Origin of the sequence: Variovorax sp. UMC13 (assembly GCF_014170375.1) — a bacterium.
Taxonomy (GTDB): Bacteria; Pseudomonadota; Gammaproteobacteria; order Burkholderiales; family Burkholderiaceae_C; genus Variovorax.
In genome coordinates this window covers 24,454-46,583 of sequence record NZ_LZZW01000034.1, presented here as the reverse complement: position 1 = coordinate 46,583, position 22,130 = coordinate 24,454, and the positions used below count along the sequence as shown (strand labels likewise).

The 22,130-nt window shown below is 69.2% G+C and carries 19 protein-coding genes; 16 read left to right on the top strand and 3 right to left on the bottom strand.

Features of this window, described 5'->3' with window-relative positions; all coding sequences use genetic code 11:
• The first annotated feature begins 28 nt into the window (after positions 1-28).
• The 9 genes from A9977_RS28965 to A9977_RS28925 all read left to right on the top strand — a co-directional run bounded on the left by A9977_RS28965 (position 29) and on the right by A9977_RS28925 (position 12,289).
• Entirely contained in the window at positions 29-1,018 is a 990-nt protein-coding gene (locus A9977_RS28965) for an ABC transporter ATP-binding protein (protein WP_183028268.1), read from the top strand.
• Positions 1,015-2,319, top strand: coding sequence for an amino acid deaminase (locus tag A9977_RS28960; protein WP_183028267.1), 1,305 nt, complete (start codon positions 1,015-1,017; stop codon positions 2,317-2,319). The genes A9977_RS28965 and A9977_RS28960 overlap by 4 nt, the downstream gene beginning before the upstream one ends.
• 82 nt (positions 2,320-2,401) lie before the next feature.
• Positions 2,402-3,346 (top strand): MurR/RpiR family transcriptional regulator, encoded by a 945-nt coding sequence (locus A9977_RS28955; RefSeq protein WP_183028266.1) that lies wholly within the window; start codon positions 2,402-2,404, stop codon positions 3,344-3,346.
• On the top strand, positions 3,343-4,803 hold the full coding sequence (locus tag A9977_RS28950) for an amidohydrolase family protein (RefSeq protein ID WP_183028265.1): 1,461 nt from the start codon (positions 3,343-3,345) through the stop codon (positions 4,801-4,803). The genes A9977_RS28955 and A9977_RS28950 overlap by 4 nt, the downstream gene beginning before the upstream one ends.
• A gap of 136 nt (positions 4,804-4,939) precedes the next feature.
• Positions 4,940-6,286, top strand: a complete 1,347-nt coding sequence (gene gdhA, locus A9977_RS28945) for an NADP-specific glutamate dehydrogenase (protein WP_183028264.1) — start codon at positions 4,940-4,942, stop codon at positions 6,284-6,286.
• 63 nt (positions 6,287-6,349) lie between these two features.
• Positions 6,350-8,248 (top strand): histidine kinase, encoded by a 1,899-nt coding sequence (locus tag A9977_RS34715; protein ID WP_183028263.1) that lies wholly within the window; start codon positions 6,350-6,352, stop codon positions 8,246-8,248.
• 32 nt (positions 8,249-8,280) lie between these two features.
• Positions 8,281-9,435, top strand: a complete 1,155-nt coding sequence (rodA, locus tag A9977_RS28935; RefSeq protein WP_183028262.1) for a rod shape-determining protein RodA — start codon at positions 8,281-8,283, stop codon at positions 9,433-9,435.
• Positions 9,436-9,497: 62 nt separating this feature from the next.
• The gene (gene tldD / locus A9977_RS28930) at positions 9,498-10,958 is read left to right on the top strand and encodes a metalloprotease TldD (RefSeq protein WP_183028261.1); all 1,461 of its coding nucleotides are present in this window, start codon (positions 9,498-9,500) and stop codon (positions 10,956-10,958) included.
• A 212-nt stretch (positions 10,959-11,170) separates the two neighbouring features.
• Positions 11,171-12,289 (top strand): 3-deoxy-7-phosphoheptulonate synthase, encoded by a 1,119-nt coding sequence (locus tag A9977_RS28925; RefSeq protein WP_183028260.1) that lies wholly within the window; start codon positions 11,171-11,173, stop codon positions 12,287-12,289.
• Positions 12,290-12,310: 21 nt separating this feature from the next.
• Here the strand turns inward: A9977_RS28925 and mpl are convergent, their stop codons facing one another.
• Positions 12,311-13,789, bottom strand: a complete 1,479-nt coding sequence (gene mpl / locus A9977_RS28920) for a UDP-N-acetylmuramate:L-alanyl-gamma-D-glutamyl-meso-diaminopimelate ligase (protein WP_183028259.1) — start codon at positions 13,787-13,789, stop codon at positions 12,311-12,313.
• 66 nt (positions 13,790-13,855) lie between these two features.
• Between mpl and A9977_RS28915 the strand changes: the two genes are divergently transcribed.
• The 7 genes from A9977_RS28915 (at position 13,856) to A9977_RS28885 (ending at position 20,046) form a co-directional block, all read left to right on the top strand.
• Entirely contained in the window at positions 13,856-14,449 is a 594-nt protein-coding gene (locus tag A9977_RS28915; protein WP_183028258.1) for a hypothetical protein, read from the top strand.
• Positions 14,446-14,994, top strand: coding sequence for a TlpA disulfide reductase family protein (locus tag A9977_RS28910; protein WP_183028257.1), 549 nt, complete (start codon positions 14,446-14,448; stop codon positions 14,992-14,994). Before A9977_RS28915 ends, A9977_RS28910 begins: the two co-directional genes overlap by 4 nt.
• 101 nt (positions 14,995-15,095) lie before the next feature.
• Positions 15,096-15,554: an acetyl-CoA carboxylase biotin carboxyl carrier protein gene (gene accB / locus A9977_RS28905; protein ID WP_183028256.1), complete on the top strand. Its 459-nt coding sequence runs from the start codon at positions 15,096-15,098 to the stop codon at positions 15,552-15,554.
• 2 nt (positions 15,555-15,556) lie between these two features.
• Complete coding sequence (gene accC / locus A9977_RS28900) at positions 15,557-16,906, top strand: acetyl-CoA carboxylase biotin carboxylase subunit (protein WP_183028255.1); 1,350 nt, start codon at positions 15,557-15,559, stop codon at positions 16,904-16,906.
• Positions 16,907-16,912: 6 nt separating this feature from the next.
• Entirely contained in the window at positions 16,913-17,797 is an 885-nt protein-coding gene (gene prmA, locus A9977_RS28895) for a 50S ribosomal protein L11 methyltransferase (protein ID WP_183028254.1), read from the top strand.
• A gap of 42 nt (positions 17,798-17,839) precedes the next feature.
• Entirely contained in the window at positions 17,840-19,084 is a 1,245-nt protein-coding gene (locus tag A9977_RS28890) for a zinc-ribbon and DUF3426 domain-containing protein (RefSeq protein WP_183028272.1), read from the top strand.
• A gap of 59 nt (positions 19,085-19,143) precedes the next feature.
• Complete coding sequence (locus A9977_RS28885; RefSeq protein WP_183028253.1) at positions 19,144-20,046, top strand: carbohydrate kinase family protein; 903 nt, start codon at positions 19,144-19,146, stop codon at positions 20,044-20,046.
• Positions 20,047-20,119: 73 nt separating this feature from the next.
• On the opposite strand, the gene A9977_RS28880 is transcribed toward A9977_RS28885, so the two are convergent.
• Both A9977_RS28880 and A9977_RS28875 read right to left on the bottom strand, forming a co-directional pair.
• The gene (locus tag A9977_RS28880; protein WP_183028271.1) at positions 20,120-20,659 is read right to left on the bottom strand and encodes a histone H1-like DNA-binding protein; all 540 of its coding nucleotides are present in this window, start codon (positions 20,657-20,659) and stop codon (positions 20,120-20,122) included.
• 195 nt (positions 20,660-20,854) lie between these two features.
• A complete protein-coding gene (locus tag A9977_RS28875; protein WP_183028252.1) occupies positions 20,855-22,051 on the bottom strand; it encodes a ribonucleotide-diphosphate reductase subunit beta in 1,197 nt (398 codons plus the stop codon).
• Positions 22,052-22,130: the final 79 nt, after the last annotated feature.

Sequence of the window (22,130 nt, the reverse complement as noted above, 5' to 3'; positions counted from 1 at the left end):
GGAAGGGAGTCCACACCCAGCACCCACGATGACCACCGCCACCCCCCTGATCGAAGTCCGCGGACTCAAGAAGTACTTCGGCTCCGGCGCGCGCCCGGTGCGCGCGGTCGACGACGTCTCCTTCGCCATCCGCCCCGGCGAGACCCTGGGCCTGGTGGGCGAATCGGGCTCGGGCAAGAGCACCATCGGGCGCACCGTGCTGCGGCTGGTGGAGCGCACCGACGGCGCGGTCTTCTACCGCGGCGAGGACATCGGGAGCTTCTCCGGCGAACGCCTGCGCAAGCTGCGCGGCAAGCTGCAGATCATCTTCCAGGACCCGTACGCCAGCCTGAACCCCAAGATGCGCATCAGCGCGATCCTGGGCGAGGCGCTGTCCACCCACGGCCTGCACAAGGGCGCCGCGGCGCGCGATGCGCGCATCGCCGAGCTGCTGGAGACCGTGGGCCTGCGGCCCGAGCACGCCAGCCGTTTCCCGCACGAGTTCTCGGGCGGCCAGCGCCAGCGCATCGGCGTGGCGCGCGCGCTCGCGGTCGAGCCCGAGTTCATCGTGGCGGACGAGCCGCTGTCGGCGCTCGACGTCTCGATCCAGGCCCAGGTGATCAACCTGCTGGCCGACCTGCGCGAGCGTCTGTCGCTCACCATGCTGTTCATCTCGCACGACCTCGACGTGGTCGAGTACCTGTGCGACCGCGTGGTGGTGCTGTACCTCGGCAAGGTGATGGAGGTGGCGAGCACGGCCGAACTGTTCGCGCGGCCCACGCACCCCTACACCCAGGCGCTGCTGGCCGCGAGCCCCAAGCCCGACCCGCTGCAGCCGACGCAGCATGTCGCGCTCCAGGGCGACATCCCGAGCCCGATCGCGCCGCCCTCGGGCTGCGTGTTCCGCACGCGCTGCCCGCATGCGATCGAGGCCTGCGCGCAGACCGTGCCGCCGCTGGTCGAAGTTTCCCCCGGGCATCATCGCGCCTGCCTCCGCACCGATCTGCTGGCGCACACCGCCGAAGGACGACTTCCATGACCTCTCACCCGACTGACAGAGACTTCCTCGACCCCCTGCTCGACGGCAGCTACAAGGGCTACCCGCGCACCCAGGCCGCGCGCCCGCGCAGCGCCGTCGGCGACGCCGGCTGGAACCTGCTGGCCGGCGACCTGCCGCTGCCGCTGGCCGTGCTCCGGCGCGAGGCGCTGGCGCACAACCTGGCCTGGATGCAGACGCGGGTGGACGCCTGGGGCGTGAGCTTCGCGCCGCACGGCAAGACCACGATGTCGCCGCAGCTGTTCCGGCGCCAGCTCGAGGCCGGTGCCTGGGGCCTGACCTTCGCCACCGTCACGCAGCTGGCGGTGGGCGTGGCCGCCGGCGCGCGGCGCACGCTGATCGCCAACCAGGTGCTGAGCGACGAGGACCTGGGCGGCATCCAGCAGCTGCTGCGCGCGCATCCGGGCCTGCGCATCGTGTTCCTGGTCGACTCGCTCGCGCAGCTGGCGCTGATCGACGACTGGGCCGCGCGCCATCCGGGCAGCCTGCCCTTCGAGGTGATGGTCGAGATCGGCATCGACGGCGCGCGCACCGGCTGCCGCACCCACGCCCAGGCGGTGGCGCTGGCCGCGGCTGTCAAGGCCAGCGCCGCGCTGCGGCTGGTCGGCATCGAATGCTACGAAGGACAGGGCGCGACCGGCGACAGCGGCCACGACCGCGCCTACACCGACGCGCTGATGGACCGCATCGACGCCGTCGCGCGCGAGGCCGTCGCGAACGACTGGTTCGAAGCCGAGGAGGTGCTGGTGTCGGCCGGCGGCTCCGCCATCTACGACATCGTCTCGGCGCGGCTCGCGCCGGTGCTGGGCCGGCCGGTGCGCGGCGTGCTGCGCTCGGGCTGCTACATCACGCACGACCATGGCACCTACCAGCGCTACCAGCGCGCGGTCGATGCGCGCCTGGGCTGCGCGGCCGGCGAGAGCCTGCGCGCGGCGCTGGAGGTCTGGGCGACGGTGCAGTCGGTGCCCGAGCCCGGCCTGGCGATCGTCGCCATGGGCAAGCGCGACGTGTCCTTCGACCTGTCGATGCCGGTGCCGATCGCGCGCGCCGCGCGCGGCGCCGTCGCCACCGCGCCGGTGCCGCCGGGCTGGACCGTGAGCGGCCTCAACGACCAGCATGCCTACCTGCGCTGGGAGGCCGGCGAAGAAGCGCTGGCGCCGGTGGTGGGCGAGCGCATCGGCTTCGGCATCTCGCATCCCTGCACCACCTTCGACAAATGGCACTGGATGCCGGTGGTCGAGAACGACTACCGCGTGAGCGACGCGGTGGTCATGCACTTCTAGCCATGACGAACCCTTCTTGCCCGCGCGCGCTGTGCGCCGCCTTTCCCCTTCCCCTGCCGGCGGCCCGGCCCCGGAGCCACTGATGTCACCGTCCCTTCTTCAACGCGTCGCCGAGATCCGCAGCGGCGCACCCGCGACGCGGCGCGCCATCCTCGACCTGATCCTGGAAGACCCGGACCGGGTGCTCGAAGAGAACTTCGAGATGCTGGCCGAGCGCTCGCGCAGTTCGGTGCCGACCATCATGCGCACCTGCCGCGACCTGGGCTTCGCCGGGCTGCGCGAGTTCAAGCTCGCGCTGGCGCAGGAGCTCGCGCTCGGCGGCTCGCCGCTGCACCGGCGCGTCAACATCTCGGACGCGGCCGACGAGGTGGTGGCCAAGATCTCGCGCAGCGCCGCGGCCTCGGTCGCGGGCGTGCGCAGCCAGCTCGACATGGCGGTGCTCGACGGCGCGGTGGCCGCGATCGCGGCGGCGCCGCACGTCGACCTGTACGGCGCGGGCGCCACCTCCTGGTTCATGGCCAGCGACCTGCAGGCGCGGCTGTTCCGCCTCGGCCTGTCGGCCAACGCCTGGTCCGACTACCACCTGCAGCAGGTGGCGGGCGCGGCCCAGCGGCCGGGCGGCGTGGTGATCGCCATCTCGCACGTGGGCGGCATGCCCTCGCTGCTCGATGCGGTCGACATCGCCCGCGGGCAGGGCGCGCGCGTGGTCGCGCTCACGCGGCCCGGCACCGCGCTGGCGGCCAAGGCCGACTTCCTGCTGGGCCTGTCGGTGCCCGACGATGCGGTGATGCACGTGGGCATCGACGCCTACCTCACGCACCTGACGGTGATCGAGATCCTCACGGTGCTGGTCGCGCAGCGCCGCGGCGACCCCGCGATGCAGCGCCTGCAGCGCGCGCGCGAGGCCTTCCAGCGCCACGGCATCGATGCCACCACGCACCCGCTGCAGAGCTGGGACGGCGGCGGGCTGGTGAGCGGCCCGGCCGCCCACGAGACGCCCGGCGGCGGCCGCGGGAGCGCCTCGTGAGCCGGCCGGTGCTGCTCGAGCACGGCCTGGTGATCGACGGCTCCGGCGGCCCGGCCTGGCCCGGCGACGTGCTGCTGGTCGGCGACCGCATCGCGGCCCTGGGCGAAGGCCTGCGCACCCGCCTGCCCGCGGGCATGGCGCCGGAAGAGCTCGAGGTGGTCGACTGCCGCGGCAAGGTCATCGCGCCCGGCTTCATCGATGCCCACACCCACGACGACGCGATCGTGCTGCGCGACCCGCTGTGCCTGCCCAAGGTGTCGCAGGGCATCACCACGGTGGTGACCGGCAACTGCGGCATCTCGCTCGCCCCCTACCGCACGCCGCAGTCGCGCCCGCCGCTCACGCTGCTGGGCGCCGATTCGTTCCGGCATGACACCATGGCTTCGTACCGCGCCGCGGTCGATGCGGCGCAGCCGGCGCTCAACGTGGCCGCGCTGGTCGGCCACACCACCCTGCGCTTCGCCGCCATGGCCGCGCTGGACCGGCCGGCCGATGCCGAGGAGGCGGCACGCATGGCGGCCCTGCTCGAGGGCTGCATGGCCGATGGCGCGCACGGCCTGTCCTCGGGCCTGTTCTACGAAGAGGCCTTCCAGGCGCCGGCCGAGGAGGTGACCGCGCTGGCGCGCATCGTGGCCCGGCATGGGGGCGTGTATGCCACCCACCTGCGCAGTGAGATGGCGAGCATCCTCGAGGCCATGCACGAGGCCGGCGACACCGCCTTCAGCGCGGGCGTGCCGCTGGTGCTCTCGCACCACAAGTGCGCCGGCCCGGCCAACTGGGGCCGCACGAAGGAGACGCTGCCGCTGGTCGAGGCGCTGGCGCTGCGCCAGCCGATCGCGATGGACGTCTACCCCTATGTCGCCGGCTCCACCGTGCTGCGCGAGGACCTGGTCGACGGCGTGATCGACGTGCTGCTGACCTGGTCCGACCCGCATCCCGAAGTGACCGGGCGGCTGCTGTCCGACGTGGCGGCGGAATGGGGCGTGGACCAGCAGGCGGCCTGCCGAAGGCTGCAGCCCGGCGGCGCCTGCTACTTCCAGATGAGCGAGGACGACGTGGAGCGCGTGATCGCCCATCCGCTCACCATGATCGGCAGCGACGGCCTGCCGCACGACCGCCATCCGCACCCGCGGCTGTGGGGCGCCTTCCCGCGCGTGCTGGCGCGCTACTGGCGCGAGCGCCGGCTGTTCACGCTCGAGCAGGCGGTGCACAAGATGACCGGCATGACCGCGCGCAACCTGCGCATCGGCGAGCGCGGCCTGCTGCGCGTGGGCCTGATGGCCGACGTGGTGGTGTTCGACCCCGAGACCGTGCGCGACACCGCCACCTACGACCGGCCTCACGGCGTCAGCGAAGGCATCGACCATGTCTTCGTCAACGGCCAGTGCGCCTACCGCGGCGGCGAGGCCCGGGTGCTGGCGCGCGCCGGCCGCATGCTGAGCCGCGCCGCCGCCTGAGCGCGTCTTGCGGGGCCGCGGCGGCGGCCTTCATCCCCTGACGCCGTCCTGGCATGCACCAGGTCAAAGCAGGGCGCCGCACCAAACAGGCCTCAAAATGCACGTTTTTTGACAAAGTGCACCTTTGAGGAGCGAGATGAAGCACGCGACCGTCGAACAGTTCATGGCCCATGTGGCGCAACGCAACCCCGGGCAGCCGGAATACATCCAGGCCGTGACCGAGGTCATGCAGAGCCTCTGGCCCTTCATCGCTCGCCATCCCAAGTACCTGACACACAGCCTTTTGGAACGCCTGGTCGAGCCCGAGCGCATCGTGATGTTCCGCGTGTCCTGGACCGACGACCACGGCGAGGTGCAGGTCAACCGCGGCTACCGCATCCAGCACAGCCTGGCCATCGGCCCCTACAAGGGCGGCCTGCGTTTCCACCCCTCGGTCAACCTGTCGATCCTCAAGTTCCTGGCCTTCGAGCAGACGCTCAAGAACGCGCTGACCACGCTGCCCATGGGCGGCGGCAAGGGCGGCTCCGACTTCGACCCCAAGGGCAAGAGCAACGGCGAGGTGATGCGCTTCTGCCAGGCCTTCGCGAGCGAGCTGTTCCGCCACGTGGGGGCCTACACCGACGTGCCGGCCGGCGACATCGGCGTGGGCGGGCGTGAAGTGGGCTACCTGACCGGCATGGTCAAGAAGCTCACCAACCGCGCCGACTGCGTGTTCACCGGCAAGGGCCTGTCCTTCGGCGGCTCGCTGATCCGGCCCGAGGCCACGGGCTACGGCAACGTCTACTTCGCGCAGGAGATGCTCAAGCGCCAGGGCCGCAGCTTCGACGGCCTGCGCGTGAGCGTCTCGGGCGCGGGCAACGTGGCGCAGTACACCATCGAGAAGGCCCTGGCGCTGGGCGCCAAGGTGGTGACGGTGTCCGACTCCAGCGGCACGGTGATCGACGAGGAAGGCTTCACGACCGAAAAGCTGGCCGAACTCATGGAGGTGAAGAACCACCTCTACGGCCGCGTGAGCGACTACGCCGAACGCGTGGCCGGCACCCGCTTCGAGGCCGGTGCCACGCCCTGGCACGTGCCGGTCGACGTGGCGCTGCCCAGCGCGACCCAGAACGAACTCGGCGAGGAAGACGCGAAGACGCTGGTCAAGAACGGCGTGGTGTGCGTGGCCGAAGGCGCCAACATGCCTTCGACCATCGAGGCGGTGCATGTGTTCGAGTCCAACGGCGTGCTGTTCGCGCCGGGCAAGGCCAGCAACGCCGGCGGCGTCGCGACCTCGGGCCTGGAGATGAGCCAGAACGCCTCGCGCCTGTCGTGGCCGCGCGAGGAGGTCGATGCGCGCCTGCTGCAGATCATGCAGAGCATCCACGAGGCCTGCCTGCATTACGGCGAAGGCGAGGGCGGGCGCATCAGCTACGTCGACGGCGCCAACGTCGCGGGCTTCGTCAAGGTGGCCGACGCCATGCTGGCGCAGGGCGTGGTCTGACGCGACCCGGTTCCGCGCCAAAGGCGGCAAGATCCTTTCTTTTTCTCAGCCTCTTGAGAAGCCATGAAAGACCTTGCCGCGCTTCCCGATCCGGTGCGATGGCCCGGACCTGACCCGGCGCCCCTGCTGCAGCGGCTGCGCCTCGGCCTGCTGGCCTTGGCGCTGCTGCTGTGCGGCGCGGCGCATGCCGCGGGCCAGGCCGGCCCGGCGCCGTGGATCGAACTGCGCGCCGGCAGCGTGGTCAGCACCGTCGACGGCGTGACCGGCGGCGAGGCCGTGACCCTGCCCTACCACTGGGACCGTCGGCACGACGGGCGGCCCGGCAGCGCCGTCTTCGACCTGCCCTTCACCATGGCGCAGGTGCCCGCCGAACCCTGGGGCATGTACATCCCGCGCGCGGGCAGCGCCTTCGAGGTCGGGCTCAACGGCCATCTGCTCCAGACCTTCGGCGACCTGGTCCATGGCGGCGGCGCCGACTATGCCAAGACGCCGGTCTACGTGCCGGTGCCCCCGCACATGCTGCGCGCGGGCGACAACCGGGTGCAGGTGCGCATCCGCGCCGACTCCGGGCGGCGCGCGGGCCTGTCGCCGATCACCTTGGGGCCGGCGGTGCAGGTGCGCAACGCCCTGTTCTCGCCGGCCTACGCCTGGCGATTCACCGGCACGGTGCTGCTGACGGCCTTCAGCATCGTGGTGGGGGCGGTCGCCCTGGCCCTCTGGCTCACGCAGGTCGACATCGGCGCCGACGGCCGCCGGCGCCGCGAACGCCTCTACCTGTGGGCGGCGCTGGCGGAGTTCTGCTGGGCGCTGCGGGTGGCGGACGGCGCCATCCGCCACCCGCCGCTGCCCTGGGTCGCCTGGGGCGTGCTGATGACGGCCTGCTATTCGGGCTGGGCCGCCTCGGTCGTGATGTTCTGCCAGCAGCTGGCCGGCTGGCAGGACCGGCCGGGCATGCAGTGGCTGCGGCGCGCCGTGGTGGTGGTGTTCACCATGCCGGTGATCACCTGCTACGTCGCGCTCACCCGCGCCGAGCCGCGCTGGCTCACCGGCTGGCTGGCGCTGGAGATCGTCGCGGTCACGGCCTATGTGCTGTTCTTCATGGGCGCGACGGTGCGGCGGCCGAACCTGGCGCGGGTGCTGGTGGCTTCGGTGGCGGCGCTCACGGTCGCGGTGGCGGCGCGCGACTGGCTGGTGATCCGCATGAGCGACGCCTACGGCGAGACCACCTGGGTGCGCTACACCTCGACCCTGTTCGGCCTGGCGCTGCTGGGCATCGTGGTCGGGCGCTTCCGCCAGGCCAGCGTGCAGGCGCACGAGCTGCTGCACACGCTGGCGGCCCGGGTGGCCGACCGCGAACGCGAACTCGCCTTGGCCTACGCCCAGCTCGAGCGGGGCGCGCGCGAGCAGGAGCGCACGCAGGAACGCGAGCGCATCCTGCGCGACATGCACGACGGCGTGGGCTCGCACATCAGCGCCGCGATCCGGCAACTGCAGTCGGGCCAGGCCACGCAGCCCGAGCTGCTGCGCACGCTGCGCGATTCGCTCGACCAGCTCAAGCTGTCCATCGACTCGATCCAGCTGCCGCACGGGGACGCGGCCGCGCTGCTGGCCGGCCTGCGCTACCGGATGACGCCGCGCTTCGCCAGTTCGGGCATCGCGCTGGAATGGGCGGTGGACGAACTCGATCACGTGCCGCGGCTGGATGCGCCGGCCATGCGGCAATTGCAGTTCCTGCTGTTCGAGGCGATCTCGAACGTGCTGCAGCACGCGCAGGCCAGCGTGCTGCGCATCGAGGCGGCGATGCGGGGCACCGCGGTGTGCATTCGCGTGATCGACAACGGCATCGGCTTCGATGCCGCGCGGCCGCCGCGCGCGCTGCAGGCCCGGGCGCAGGCTCTCGGCGTGCCCTTGCGCATCGAAAGCCGACCTGGGCGCACGGTCGTCCGGATCGATTTCGTGTGAGAGGGGCGCCGGCGCGCCGATAATCGCGGCCCATGTCGGCCGTCTTCCAGCAACCCTCGCTCCTGCGGCGCATCGCCCCCATCTTCCAGGGCTTCGACGGCTTTCTCGCGTTCGCGGTGTTCCTGCTGGCCTGCGCCGGCCTGCTCACCATGTACTCGTCGGGCTACGACCACGGCTCGCGCTTCATGGACCACGGCCGCAACATGCTGCTGGCGGGCTTCATCATGTTCGTGGTGGCGCAGGTGCCGCCGCAGCGCCTGATGAACTTCGCCGTGCCGCTCTACGTGGCGGGCGTGGCGCTGCTGATCGCGGTGGCCATCTTCGGCATCACCAAGAAGGGCGCCAAGCGCTGGATCAACGTCGGCATGGTGATCCAGCCCAGCGAGATCCTCAAGATCGCCACGCCGCTGATGCTGGCCTGGTGGTTCCAGCGGCGCGAGGGGCAGCTGCGGCCGCTCGATTTCGTGGTCGCCACCGTGCTGCTCGCGGTGCCGGTCGGCCTGATCATGAAGCAGCCCGACCTCGGCACCTCGCTGCTGGTGCTGGCGGCCGGCCTGTCGGTGATCTTCTTCGCCGGCCTGAGCTGGAAGCTGATCGTGCCGCCGGTGCTGATCGCCGCGGTCGCGATCACGCTGATCGTGGGCTTCGAGTCGCAGCTGTGCGCCGACGGCGTCGACTGGCGCGTGCTGCACGACTACCAGAAGCAGCGCGTGTGCACGCTGCTCGACCCGACCAAGGACCCGCTGGGCAAGGGCTTCCACATCATCCAGGGGATGATCGCCATCGGCTCGGGCGGCATCGGCGGCAAGGGCTTCATGCAGGGCACCCAGACGCACCTCGAATTCATCCCCGAGCGCACCACCGACTTCATCTTCGCGGCCTACTCCGAAGAGTTCGGCCTGGCCGGCAACCTGGCGCTGATCGGCGCCTTCATCTTCCTGATCTTCCGCGGCCTGGCGATCGCGCTCGACGCGCCCACGCTGTTCTCGCGCCTGCTGGCCGGCGCCGTGACCATGATCTTCTTCACCTATGCCTTCGTGAACATGGGCATGGTCAGCGGCATCCTGCCGGTGGTGGGCGTGCCGCTGCCCTTCATCAGCTACGGCGGCACCGCGATGGTGACGCTGGGCCTGGCGCTGGGCATCCTGATGTCGATTTCGCGCGCCAGGCGGCTGATGCTGTCCTGACCCGGGGCGGTGCCGAAGCCTGGGCGCCGCGCAATGGTGTTCGGGGCGAGCAATAATCCCCCATGATCTCCCGCGAACCCACCATCGAGCGCCTCGCCACGGCGCAGCGCCTCCTGCTCACGCCCTTCGGTCTGGACGAGTCGCACCTCGGCAAGGCGCTGGCCGAAATCAAGGCGCACCAGGTCGACGAGGCGGATCTCTACTTCCAGTACACCCGCAGCGAAGGCTGGAGCCTGGAAGAGGGCATCGTGAAGACCGGCAGCTTCAGCATCGACCAGGGCGTGGGCGTGCGTGCCGTGAGCGGCGAGAAGACGGCCTTCGCCTATTCCGACGACATCTCCGAAGCCTCGCTGATGGACGCGGCGCGCACCGTGCGCTCGATCTCCTCGGCCGCGCGCAGCGGTCGCGCCCGGGTGCCGGCGCGCAAGATCGCGTCGAGCCGCTCGCTCTACGACGGCGTCGACCCGATCTCTACGCTCGACAGCACTGCCAAGGTCAAGCTGCTGGAGAAGGTCGAGCAGCTGGCGCGCAGCCGCGATCCGCGCGTGGCGCAGGTCATGGCCGGCCTGGCCAGCGAATACGACGTGGTGCTGGTGGCGCGTGCCGACGGCACGCTGGCGGCCGACGTTCGGCCGCTGGTGCGGCTCTCGGTGACCGTGATCGCCGAGCAGAACGGCCGGCGCGAGATCGGTTCGGGCGGCGGCGGTGGCCGCTTCGGCCTGGCCTATTTCGACGACGAACACATCGCCGAGTACGTCGACCAGGCCGTCAAGGCCGCGCTGACCAACCTGGAGGCGCGCCCGGCCCCGGCCGGCGAGATGACCGTGGTGCTCGGCCCGGGCTGGCCCGGCATCCTGCTGCACGAAGCCATCGGCCACGGCCTGGAAGGCGACTTCAACCGCAAGGGCTCGAGCGCCTTCTCGGGCCGCATCGGCCAGCGCGTGGCGGCCAAGGGCGTGACCGTGCTCGACGACGGCACCATCGCCGACCGCCGCGGCTCGCTCAACGTCGACGACGAGGGCAACGCCAGCCAGCGCAACGTGCTGATCGAGGACGGCATCCTCAAGGGCTACATCCAGGATTCGATGAACGCGCGCCTGATGGGCGTCAAGCCCACCGGCAACGGCCGGCGCGAGAGCTACGCCCACGTGCCGATGCCGCGCATGACCAACACCTACATGCTGGGCGGCGACAAGGACCCGCAGGAGATCGTCGCGAGCATCAAGAAGGGCCTCTACGCCACCAACTTCGGCGGCGGCCAGGTCGACATCACCAGCGGCAAGTTCGTGTTCTCCGCGAGCGAGGCCTACTGGGTCGAGAACGGCAAGATCCTCTACCCGGTCAAGGGCGCGACCATCGTGGGCAACGGCCCGGACGCGCTCACGCGCGTGAAGCTGATCGGCAACGACATGGCGCTCGACTCCGGCGTCGGCACCTGCGGCAAGGAAGGCCAGAGCGTGCCGGTGGGCGTGGGCCAGCCCACGCTGCGCATCGACGGCCTGACGGTCGGCGGCACCGCCTGACGCGGCGGCGCAACAGCGATCTTCCAAAGCCTGTGCTAGAGTCCTCCCCCATGTCTCTGCGCGCTGCTTTTTATTTTTCGTACTTTTGGTTCCGGATCTCCGGCGGCCTAGAGGCGAGCGCGTAAAGCAAACGTACACCCCCTCCAAAGACCGCCGGCGCTCACGCCCCGGCGGTTTTTTTATGTCCTTTTGTTTTTGATCAGGAGCACACGATGAGTCAGCCCACGGCCCAAGCCAGCGACAGCTGGTATGCGAGCGTCGAGAAAACCAGCCGAACCGACGACGAACGCATCAAGGACATCAACGTGCTCCCGCCTCCAGAACATCTGATCCGCTTCTTCCCGATCCGCGGCACCGCGGTGGAAACGCTGATCTCCGACACCCGCCGCAACATCCACAACATCATGGACGGCAGCGACGACCGGCTGCTGGTGGTGATGGGCCCGTGCTCGATCCACGACCCGGCCGCCGCGCTCGAATACGCGCGCCGCCTCAAGGTGCAGCGCGACAAGTACGCCGATTCGCTGGAGATCGTGATGCGCGTGTACTTCGAGAAGCCGCGCACCACCGTGGGCTGGAAGGGCCTGATCAACGACCCGTACCTTGACGAGAGCTACCGCATCGACGAGGGCCTGCGCATCGCGCGCCAGTTGCTGATCGACATCAACCGCATCGGCCTGCCGGCGGGCAGCGAGTTCCTCGACGTGATCTCGCCCCAGTACATCGGCGACCTGATCGCCTGGGGCGCGATCGGCGCGCGCACCACCGAGAGCCAGGTGCACCGCGAGCTGGCCTCGGGCCTGTCGGCGCCGATCGGCTTCAAGAACGGCACCGACGGCAACATCCGCATCGCCACCGACGCCATCCAGGCGGCGGCGCGCGGCCACCACTTCCTGTCGGTGCACAAGAACGGCCAGGTCGCGATCGTGCAGACCAACGGCAACAAGGACTGCCACGTGATCCTGCGCGGCGGCAAGGCGCCGAACTACGACGCCGCCAGCGTCGCCGCGGCCTGCAAGGACCTGGAAGCCGCCAAGCTGCCGCCCACGCTGATGGTCGACTGCAGCCACGCCAACAGCTCCAAGCAGCACCAGAAGCAGATCGACGTGGCAGGCGACATTGCCGCCCAGATCGCAGGCGGCAGCCGCAGCGTGTTCGGCGTGATGGTCGAGAGCCACCTGCAGCCCGGCGCGCAGAAGTTCACGCCCGGCAAGGACCGGATCTCGGACCTGAGCTACGGCCAGAGCATCACCGACGCCTGCATCGGCTGGGACGATTCGACCGCCGTGCTCGACACGCTGTCGCAGGCGGTCAAGCGCCGCCGCGGCTGAGCGGAAAGAGAAAGAGGCCGCTCAGCGCCCGGCGCGCAGGGCGGCCAGCAGCTTGTCGTGCACGCCGCCGAAGCCGCCGTTGCTCATGCAGACGATGTGATCGCCCGGCTGCGCGGCTGAAGCGACCTGCGTGACCAGCGGCTCGATCGCATCGACCACGCGCGCGCGCTCGCCCATCGGCGCCAGCGCGGCGGCCGCGTCCCAGCCCAGCCCGCCGCTGTGGCAGAAGGACAGGTCGGCCGCCTCCAGGCTCCACGGCAGCTGCGCCGCCATGGTCCCGAGCTTCATGGTGTTGCTGCGCGGCTCGAACACCGCCAGGATGCGCTCGCGCTGCCTGCCCTGGCCGTCGAGCTGGCGGCGCAGGCCGTCGAGCGTGGTGCGGATCGCGGTCGGGTGGTGGGCGAAGTCGTCGTAGACCGTGATCGCGCCGCCGGTGCGCTCCACCGTGCCGCGCAGTTCCATGCGCCGGCGCACGTTGTGGAAGCTGCCCAGCGCCGCGGCCGCCTCGGCCGGTGCCACGCCCAGGTGTTCGGCCGCGGCGATGGCGGCGAGCGCGTTCATCTGGTTGTGCCGGCCCGACAGCGTCCAGGCCACATGGCCGACCTTCCGGCCCGAGCGCAGCACGTCGAAGGCGTCGTGGGCGCCCTCGGCCTGCCATTCGGCGCCTTCGCCGAAGCCCGCCACCGCGCTCCAGCAGCCCTGGGCCAGCACGCGCCGCAGGCTTTCCTCGGTGGCGTTGACCACCACCCGGCCGCTGGCCGGCACGGTGCGCACCAGGTGATGGAACTGCCGTTCGATGGCCGCCAGGTCGTCGAAGATGTCGGCGTGGTCGAACTCGAGGTTGTTGAGGATCGCGGTGCGCGGCCGGTAGTGGACGAACTTGCTGCGCTTGTCGAAGAAGGCGGTGTCGTATTCGTCGGCTTCGATCACGAAAGGTGCCCCCACGCTCGGCACTGGCGTGTCCTCGCTGCCCCCCGAGGGGGCGCTCGCTGGCTTGGGGCGGCCCGGCGCTGCGCTCGGGCCGCCTCCCAGTCTTGCGGAAACGCCGAAGTCCAGCGGCACGCCGCCCACCAGAAAGCCCGGCGCATGGCCCGTGCGCTCGAGCACCCAGGCCAGCATCGAGGTGGTGGTGGTCTTGCCGTGGGTGCCGGCCACGGCCAGCACGTGGCGGCCCTGCAGCACGTGCTCGGCCAGCCATTGCGGGCCGCTGGTGTAGGCCGCGCCGGCATCGAGGATGGCTTCCATCAAGGGAAACTTGGGCGTGCCGTCCGCCAGGCGGGCGCGCGACACCACGTTGCCGACCACGAACATGTCGGGCGCGAGCGCCATCTGGTCGGCGCCGAAGCCTTCGATCAGTTCGATGCCGAGCGCGCGCAGCTGGTCGCTCATCGGGGGGTAGACGCCTGCGTCGCAGCCCGTCACGCGGTGGCCGGCTTCGCGCGCCAATGCGGCCACGCCGCCCATGAAGGTGCCGCAGATGCCGAGGATATGAATATGCATCGGTCGATTCTAGGGATGCTGTCCGGTCTTCTTCTTCGGCTGCTGCAGTGCGGGCAGAATGCCGCCATGGACACGTCCAAGCGTGAAATTGCCGCCACCGCCGCCCGCCTCGTCGTCGAGGAGGGGATGGAGTACGGCCCGGCCAAGCGCAGGGCCCTGCGCGAGCTGGGCTTGCCCGCGCGCACGGCGCTGCCGCACAACGACGACATCGAGGCCGAGGTGCGCGACTACATCGCGCTCTTCTGCGCCGACACCCAGCCGCAGGAGCTCAAGGCGCTGCGCCTGCTGGCGCTGGAATGGATGGAGCGCATGGCCGCGTTCCGTCCGCATCTCGGCGGCGCGGTCTGGCACGGCACCGCGACGCGGCTGTCGGACATCTACATTCAACTCTTCTGCGACGACTGCAAGTCGGCCGAGATCGCCCTGATCGACCACCACGTCGACTACGAGCCCCGCATGGTCGCGGGCTTCCATGGCGAGCAGGTCGAGGCGCTCAGCGTGCATGCCATGAGCCGGCTGCTCGGCGAGGAGATCGGGGTGCACCTGCTGGTGTACGACCTCGACGACCTGCGCGGTGCGCTCAAGCCCGACGGCCAGGGGCGCACGCCTCGCGGAGACCTCGCCGCCCTGCGGCGACTGATCGAAAAGGACACGATATGAATCCCACCTCGACCCGGCGCCGATGGCTGGTCAGCGGTGTGGCCGGTGCCGCCGCCGTGGCCGGCATCGGTGCGGCCTGGTGGCGCCACGAATCGGCGTCCGGCGCGGGCGGCGAGCGCCTGCAGCCCGAGTTCTGGAGCGCGCGCTACGAACGCCCCGAAGGCGGCGAACTCGACTTCGCCACGTTCAAGGGCAAGCCGCTACTGCTGAATTTCTGGGCCACCTGGTGCCCGCCCTGTGTCGAGGAATTACCGATGGTCGATCGCTTCTATCGCGATCATGCCGCCAACGGCTGGCAAGTCGTTGGTTTGGCGATCGACAAGCCCGAGGCCGTGCGCAAGTTCCTCGTTCGTACCCCGGTCTCCTTCCCCATGGGGATCGCCGGCCTGCAGGGCACGGATCTGGTGAGGAACCTGGGCAATACCGCGGGCGGATTGCCCTTTACCTTGGTCGTGGGAGCCGACGGGATTGTTGCGGCACGTAAAATGGGCCAGTTGTCGCCAGCCGACCTCGAGGCTTGGCAACGTGCGGAAGTTCACAGTTAGAATCCCGCCGCACAACCGGTAGTTGGCGTACGAACGCCGAAATAAGCCGGTTTTCAGGTAAGTTCAATCCGAATGACCGGCAAAGCTGGCAATGGAGTCCCATGGATCTGCGCAAACTCAAGACACTGATCGACTTGGTGTCTGAATCGAATATTTCCGAACTGGAGATCACCGAGGCCGAAGGCAAGGTCCGCATCGTCAAGGCCGGCGAAGCCGCCCCGGTGCAATACGTTCAAAGCGTGGCCGCCCCCGCGGCCGCCGTGGCGGCACCCGTCGGCGCCCCCGTGTCCGCCGCTGCGGCACCGGCCGTGGCAGCGCCCGCCGCCGGCCACACCGTCAAGTCGCCGATGGTCGGCACCTTCTATCGCTCGTCCAGCCCGGGCGCGGCCGCCTTCGTCGAAGTCGGCAGCCAGGTCAAGGAAGGCGACACCATCTGCATCATCGAAGCGATGAAGATCCTCAACGAGATCGAGGCCGACAAGTCCGGCACCGTCACGCAGATCCTCGGCGAGAACGGCCAAGCGGTCGAATACGGCCAGCCGCTGTTCATCATCGAGTGACCATGTTCAAGAAGATCCTGGTCGCCAATCGCGGCGAGATCGCCCTTCGGATTCAGCGTGCCTGCAGCGAGATGGGCATCAAGGCCGTGATGGTCTATTCCGAAGCCGATCGCGACGCCAAGTACGTCAAGCTGGCGCAGGAGGCCGTGTGCATCGGCCCGGCGCCGTCGGGGCAGAGCTATCTCAACATGCCGGCGATCATCTCGGCCGCCGAAGTGACCGATGCCGAGGCCATCCACCCCGGCTACGGCTTCCTGAGCGAGAACGCCAACTTCGCCGAACGCGTGGAGCAGAGCGGCTTCCAGTTCATCGGCCCGACGCCGGACAACATCCGCACGATGGGTGACAAGGTCTCGGCCAAGCAGGCCATGATCAAGGCCGGCGTGCCCTGCGTGCCCGGCTCCGAAGGCGAACTGTCGGACGACGCCGCCACCAACAAGCGCATCGCGCGCGCCATCGGCTACCCGGTGATCATCAAGGCCGCGGGCGGCGGCGGTGGCCGCGGCATGCGCGTGGTCCACACCGAAGCGGCGCTGATCAACGCGATCCAGATGACCAAGGCGGAGGCCGGCGCGGCCTTCAACAATCCGGCCGTGTACATGGAGAAGTTCCTCCAGAACCCGCGCCACATCGAGATCCAGATCCTCGCCGACAAGCACAAGAACGCGGTCTACCTGGGCGAGCGCGATTGCTCGATGCAGCGTCGCCACCAGAAGGTGATCGAGGAATCGCCGGCGCCGGGCATCCCGCGCAAGCTGATCGAGAAGATCGGCGAGCGCTGCGCGGCGGCCTGCAAGAAGATCGGCTACCGCGGTGCCGGCACCTTCGAGTTCCTCTACGAGAACGGCGAGTTCTACTTCATCGAGATGAACACGCGCGTGCAGGTCGAGCACCCGGTGACCGAGTTCACCACCGGCATCGACATCGTGAAGACGCAGATCATGGTCGCCGCGGGCGAGAAGCTGCCCTTCACGCAGCGCCAGATCGAGATGCGCGGCCATTCGATCGAATGCCGGATCAACGCCGAGGACGCCTACAAGTTCACGCCTTCGCCGGGCCGCATCACGATGTGGCACGCACCGGGCGGACCGGGTGTGCGCGTCGACTCGCATGTCTACACCAACTACTTCGTGCCGCCGAACTACGACTCGATGATCGGCAAGATCATCGTGCACGGCGACACGCGCGAACAGGCGCTGGCGCGCATGCGCACCGCGCTGAGCGAGACCGTGGTCGAAGGCATCCAGACCAACATCCCGCTGCACCGCGAGCTGATGGTCGACGCCAAGTTCATGGCCGGCGGCACCAACATCCACTACCTCGAAGAGTGGCTTGCGGCGCGAGCCCGGTGACCCGACGTGTTTGAACTCCGCCTCCTCGCCCCCGAAGACCGCATCGAGACCCTGAGCGATGCGCTCGACGCGCTCGACGCGCTGAGCGTGTCGGTGGAAGACGCCGACGCCCAGACCGATGCCGAGCAGGCGCTGTTCGGCGAGCCCGGCATGCCGCCGCCCAAGGATGGCTGGCAGCGCTCGCGCGTGATCGCGCTGTTCGCCGACGAGGCGCTGGCCCGCGGCGCGGCCGCGGTGCTGGCGGCGCAGGACTTCTTCGAGGGCTGCGAGACCATCGGCGTGGCCGAGGTGCCGGAGCAGGACTGGGTGCGCCTGACGCAGTCGCAGTTCGCGCCGGTCGAGATCACGCCCGAATTCTGGATCGTGCCGACCTGGCACGAGCCGCCGGCGCAGGCGCGCCAGGTGATCCGGCTCGATCCGGGCCTGGCCTTCGGCACCGGCACCCATCCCACCACGCGCATGTGCCTGCGCTGGATCGCGACCGCGCAGCGCACGGCTTCGGCCCGCGTGCTCGATTACGGCTGCGGCTCCGGCATCCTGGCGATCGGCGCGGCCAAGTTCGGCGCGGCGTCGGTCGACGCGGTGGACATCGACCCGGCCGCCGTCGAGGCGACACGGCTCAACGCCGATGCGAATGCGGTGCAGCTGCAGTCCGGCCTGCCCGATGCGGCGAGCGGACGCTACGAAGTGGTGCTGGCCAACATCCTGGCCACGCCGCTCAAGGTGTTGGCGCCGCTGCTGTGCGCCCATGTGCAGCCCGGCGGCTCGCTGGTGCTGGCCGGCATCCTCGAGCGCCAGGCCGACGAGCTCAAGCAGGCCTACGCGCCTTATGCCGCGCTCGAGGTCAGCGACAGCGAGGACGGCTGGATCCTCATGACCGCGCGCCTGTAGGCTGCCGCGGGCCCCGGGGCCCGCACCTACAATCCACGCCTCATGAGTCTCGCCACCCGCTGCCCCGCCTGCGGCACCACCTTCCGCGTGGTGCGAGACCAGCTCCGGATCTCGGACGGCTGGGTGCGCTGCGGCCGCTGCAGCCATGTTTTCGACGGTGCGGCCGAACTGCACGATCCGCTGTCGGGACCGCTCCCGGTGACGCCGCCGGCCGTGCCGGTAACCGATACCCCCGCCGCGCCCAGCGCCGGCATCGATTTCTTCAGCGACGCCCTGTCGCGCTTGCAGGCCGACGGACCGCCGCCGGCGCAGCGCGCGCCCGTCGAACCGTCGGCATGGCCGGCGCTGGACATCCCGTCGTCCGCCTGGCCGGCGTCTCCGGTGCGCGAGGACCCGACGCTGGACGAGGTCGCCGAACTCGAAGAAGAGCCGGTGCCAACGCCTGCCTTGGCGTTGCCGGTGCCGCCCGACGACGGCTGGGCGCGCCTGCCCTCGCTGCAGTTGGATGCGGTGCCGATGACGCCTGCCGTCGCGGCCCCGCCGCCGGACCTGCCAGAGGTCGAGGCCGAGATCGAAGACGCAGGGCCCAGCGCCCTGCGGCAGTCGCGCCTCGCGGCGCTTCAGGCGGCGCGCGCCCGTCGTGCCGCCGAGGCCGAACGCCCATCCGCGCTCCAGGACGAGGCGATCACGCTGGCCCTGACGCCCAGCGAGCCCCTGGCGGGCGATGCGACGGGCGTGCCCGTGTTCGGCATCGCGCGCAGCTTCCGCGCCAACCCCGGCGCCCAGCCGATGCAGCCGCCCTCGCGGTGGGCGCCCCGCCTCATGAGCGGCTTCGTCCTGCTGGCCCTGGTGCTGCTGTTGCTCGCGCAGGTGCTCTACCAGCAGCGCAACGCGATCGTCGCGCGCCAGCCGGCGCTGCAGCCCTGGTTCGCGACGGCCTGCGAGCGCCTGGGCTGCCAGCTCTCTGCCTTGCGCCGCATCGCCGACGTCACCATCGACGGCGCCTCCTTCCTGCGCGAGAAGGACGGCGAGGGCTACCAGTTCAGCTTCACCCTGCGCAACCGCGCCGCCATCCCGCTGGCCATGCCGGCGGTCGAACTGTCCCTGCTCGACCTGGAGGAGCGTGTCGTGGTGCGGCGTGTGCTGCGCCCGGCCGAGTACGGCGCGCCGGCGGTGCTGGCGGCGCATGCGGAGCGCATGACGCAGCTGCCGATCGTGCTGGTCGGCGAAGACGCGTCCTCCGCCTCGCGCGTGGCCGGCTTCCGGCTCGATGCCTTCTATCCCTGAGCGCGCCCCTTGTCGCGCGCTCCTTTCATCCTTTCATTCCTCTAACCGGCGGCTCAACCATGGCAGCAGTGATTTGCGGTTCTCTCGCGTTCGACACGATCATGACCTTCGAGGGCCGGTTCGCCGACCAGATCCTCCCTGATCAGTTGCACATCCTCAACGTGTCCTTCCTTGTGCCGGCGCTGCGCCGCGACTTCGGCGGCTGCGCGGGCAACATCGCCTACGCGCTGAACGCGCTGGGCGGGCGCGCGCTGCCGATGGCCACCGTGGGCAGCGACGGCGCGGACTATGTCGCGCACCTCCAGGGCCTAGGCATCGGCACCGAGTTCGTGCGCGAACTGTCCGACACCTACACCGCGCAGTGCTTCATCACCACCGACCTGGCCAACAACCAGATCACCGCCTTCCATCCGGGCGCGATGCAGCAGGCGCACGTCACGCGCATCACGGCGCGCGACGACATCCGCCTGGGCATCATCTCGCCCGACGGCCGCGACGCCATGCTGCAGCACGCCGAGCAGTTCAAGCAGGCCGGCATTCCCTTCGTGTTCGATCCGGGCCAGGGCCTGCCGATGTTCAACGGCGACGAGCTGGCGCGCTTCATCGAGCAGTCCGACTGGGTCACGGTCAACGACTACGAAGGCAAGATGCTGAGCGAGCGCACCGGCTGGGACAACGCCGAGATCTCGCGCCGGGTGCGCGGGCTGGTGGTCACGCTGGGCGAAGAGGGCTGCGACGTCTGGGTCCAGGGCGAGCGCACCCATGTGCCCGCGGTCAAGCCGACGGCGATCGTCGATCCCACGGGCTGTGGCGACGCCTGGCGCGGTGCCTTGCTGTTCGGGCTGGAGCAGGGCTGGCCGCTGGAGAAGTGCGCGCTGCTGGGCAACCGCATCGGCGCCTTGAAGATCGCGCAGCGCGGCCCGCAGAACTACACCGTCGATCGCCAGCAGCTGGGACTCTGAGTCGGCGGCACCAAAGAAAAAAGCCCGGGACCTTGCGGTACCGGGCTTTTGACCTTCAGGGCCCCGAGAAATCTCAGGGCTTGCTGGCGGTCGGGAAGGGCCAAGCGGCCTGTGGGTTCAGCGTCGTCTGCGCAGCAGGGGCAGGCGCTACGGCAGCCTTCGCGGGCGCCTTGGCGGCCTTCTTGGCAACAGGGGCCTTGGCAGCGGGCTTGGCGGCAGGGGCTTTGGCGGCAGGCTTGGCAGCGGGCTTCTTCGCGGCTTTCTTGGCGGCGGGCTTCTTGGCCGCTGCCTTCTTCGCGGGGGCCTTCTTCGCCGGCGCCTTCTTGGCAGCGGCCTTCTTGGCCGGTGCCTTCTTGGCGGCGACGGCCTTCTTTGCCGGAGCCTTCTTCGCTACGACCTTCTTGGCAGCAGCCTTCTTGGCCGGCGCCTTCTTGGCAGCGACCTTCTTTGCCGGAGCCTTCTTCGCCGCGACCTTCTTGGCAGGAGCCTTCTTCGCCGGCGCCTTCTTGGCTACGACCTTCTTGGCCGGAGCCTTCTTGGCGGCGACGGCCTTCTTTGCCGGAGCCTTCTTTGCTGCGGCTTTCTTAGCCGGCGCTTTCTTTGCAGTTGCCATTTCTTTCTCCTTGATCAAGTTGAAAAATCAACCTTTTGAAGCACTCCACGCACGCTTGTGTACGTGAAGCGATCCATGGCGTTGGGAATCAAGCCCCAGCACCATGAACACCTGCGCCCTCGCCACGCCGCGTTCTGTGACGCAGTGGGTGTCGAAGGCAATTCCTGAATTCATCGATTCTTTTCGTTCAAAAGTTCAGTCCCAGGAGAGCGCACCACCCGACTGGTATTCGATCACGCGGGTTTCGAAGAAATTGCGCTCTTTCTTCAGGTCGATCATTTCGCTCATCCAGGGGAACGGATTTTCTTCGTTCGGGAACAGTGTCTCGAGGCCGATCTGCTGCGCACGCCGGTTGGCGATGTAGCGCAGGTAGCCCTTGAACATGGAGGCGTTCATGCCGAGCACGCCGCGCGGCATGGTGTCCTCGGCGTACTGGTACTCGAGCTCGACCGCCTTCAGGAACAGGGCCTTGATCTCGGCCTTGAACTCCGCCGTCCACAGGTTGGGGTTTTCCAGCTTCAGCTGGTTGATCAGGTCGATGCCGAAATTGCAGTGCATCGATTCGTCGCGCAGGATGTACTGGTACTGCTCGGCGGCACCGGTCATCTTGTTCTGGCGGCCCAGCGCCAGGATCTGCGTGAAGCCGACGTAGAAGAACAGGCCTTCCATCAGGCAGGCGAACACGATCAGCGACTTGAGCAGGGTCTGGTCGTTCTCGTGCGTGCCGGTGTGGAAGTTGGGGTCGCTGATGGCATCGATGAAGGGGATCAGGAACTGGTCCTTCTCGCGGATCGACTGCACTTCGTTGTAGGCGTTGAAGATCTCGCTCTCGTCCAGGCCCAGCGATTCGACGATGTACTGGTAGGCGTGCGTGTGGATCGCCTCTTCGAAGGCTTGGCGCAGCAGGAACTGGCGGCATTCGGGCGCCGTGATGTGGCGGTAGGTGCCCAGCACGATGTTGTTGGCGGCCAGCGAGTCGGCGGTCACGAAGAAGCCGAGGTTGCGCTTGACGATGCGGCGCTCGTCTTCGGTCAGGCCGTTCGGGTCCTTCCACAACGCGATGTCGCGCGTCATGTTCACTTCCTGCGGCATCCAGTGGTTGGCGCAGGTGGCGAGGTATTTTTCCCAGGCCCACTTGTACTTGAAGGGCACCAGCTGGTTGACGTCGGTCTGACCGTTGATGATGCGCTTGTCGGCGGCGTTGACGCGGCGTGCGACGGCCGGCACGGCCTGTGGTGCACCAGCGGCTGCGGTGCGCTGTGCGGTGGGTGTTTGCGAAGTCGGGACTTCCATCGAGCGCGCGATCGGTGCGCCGTTCTGCGATGAATGATGCAAGCCTTGTTGCATGTCCTTTGGCAAGGAGGGTTTGACTTCTTCGTCCCAGGTCAACATAGAAAAATCCAATGCTCAAATTATGTGAGCAACGATGTGAGTTGCAAAGTGCCTCTCACATCGTGCTCGGATTATGTCG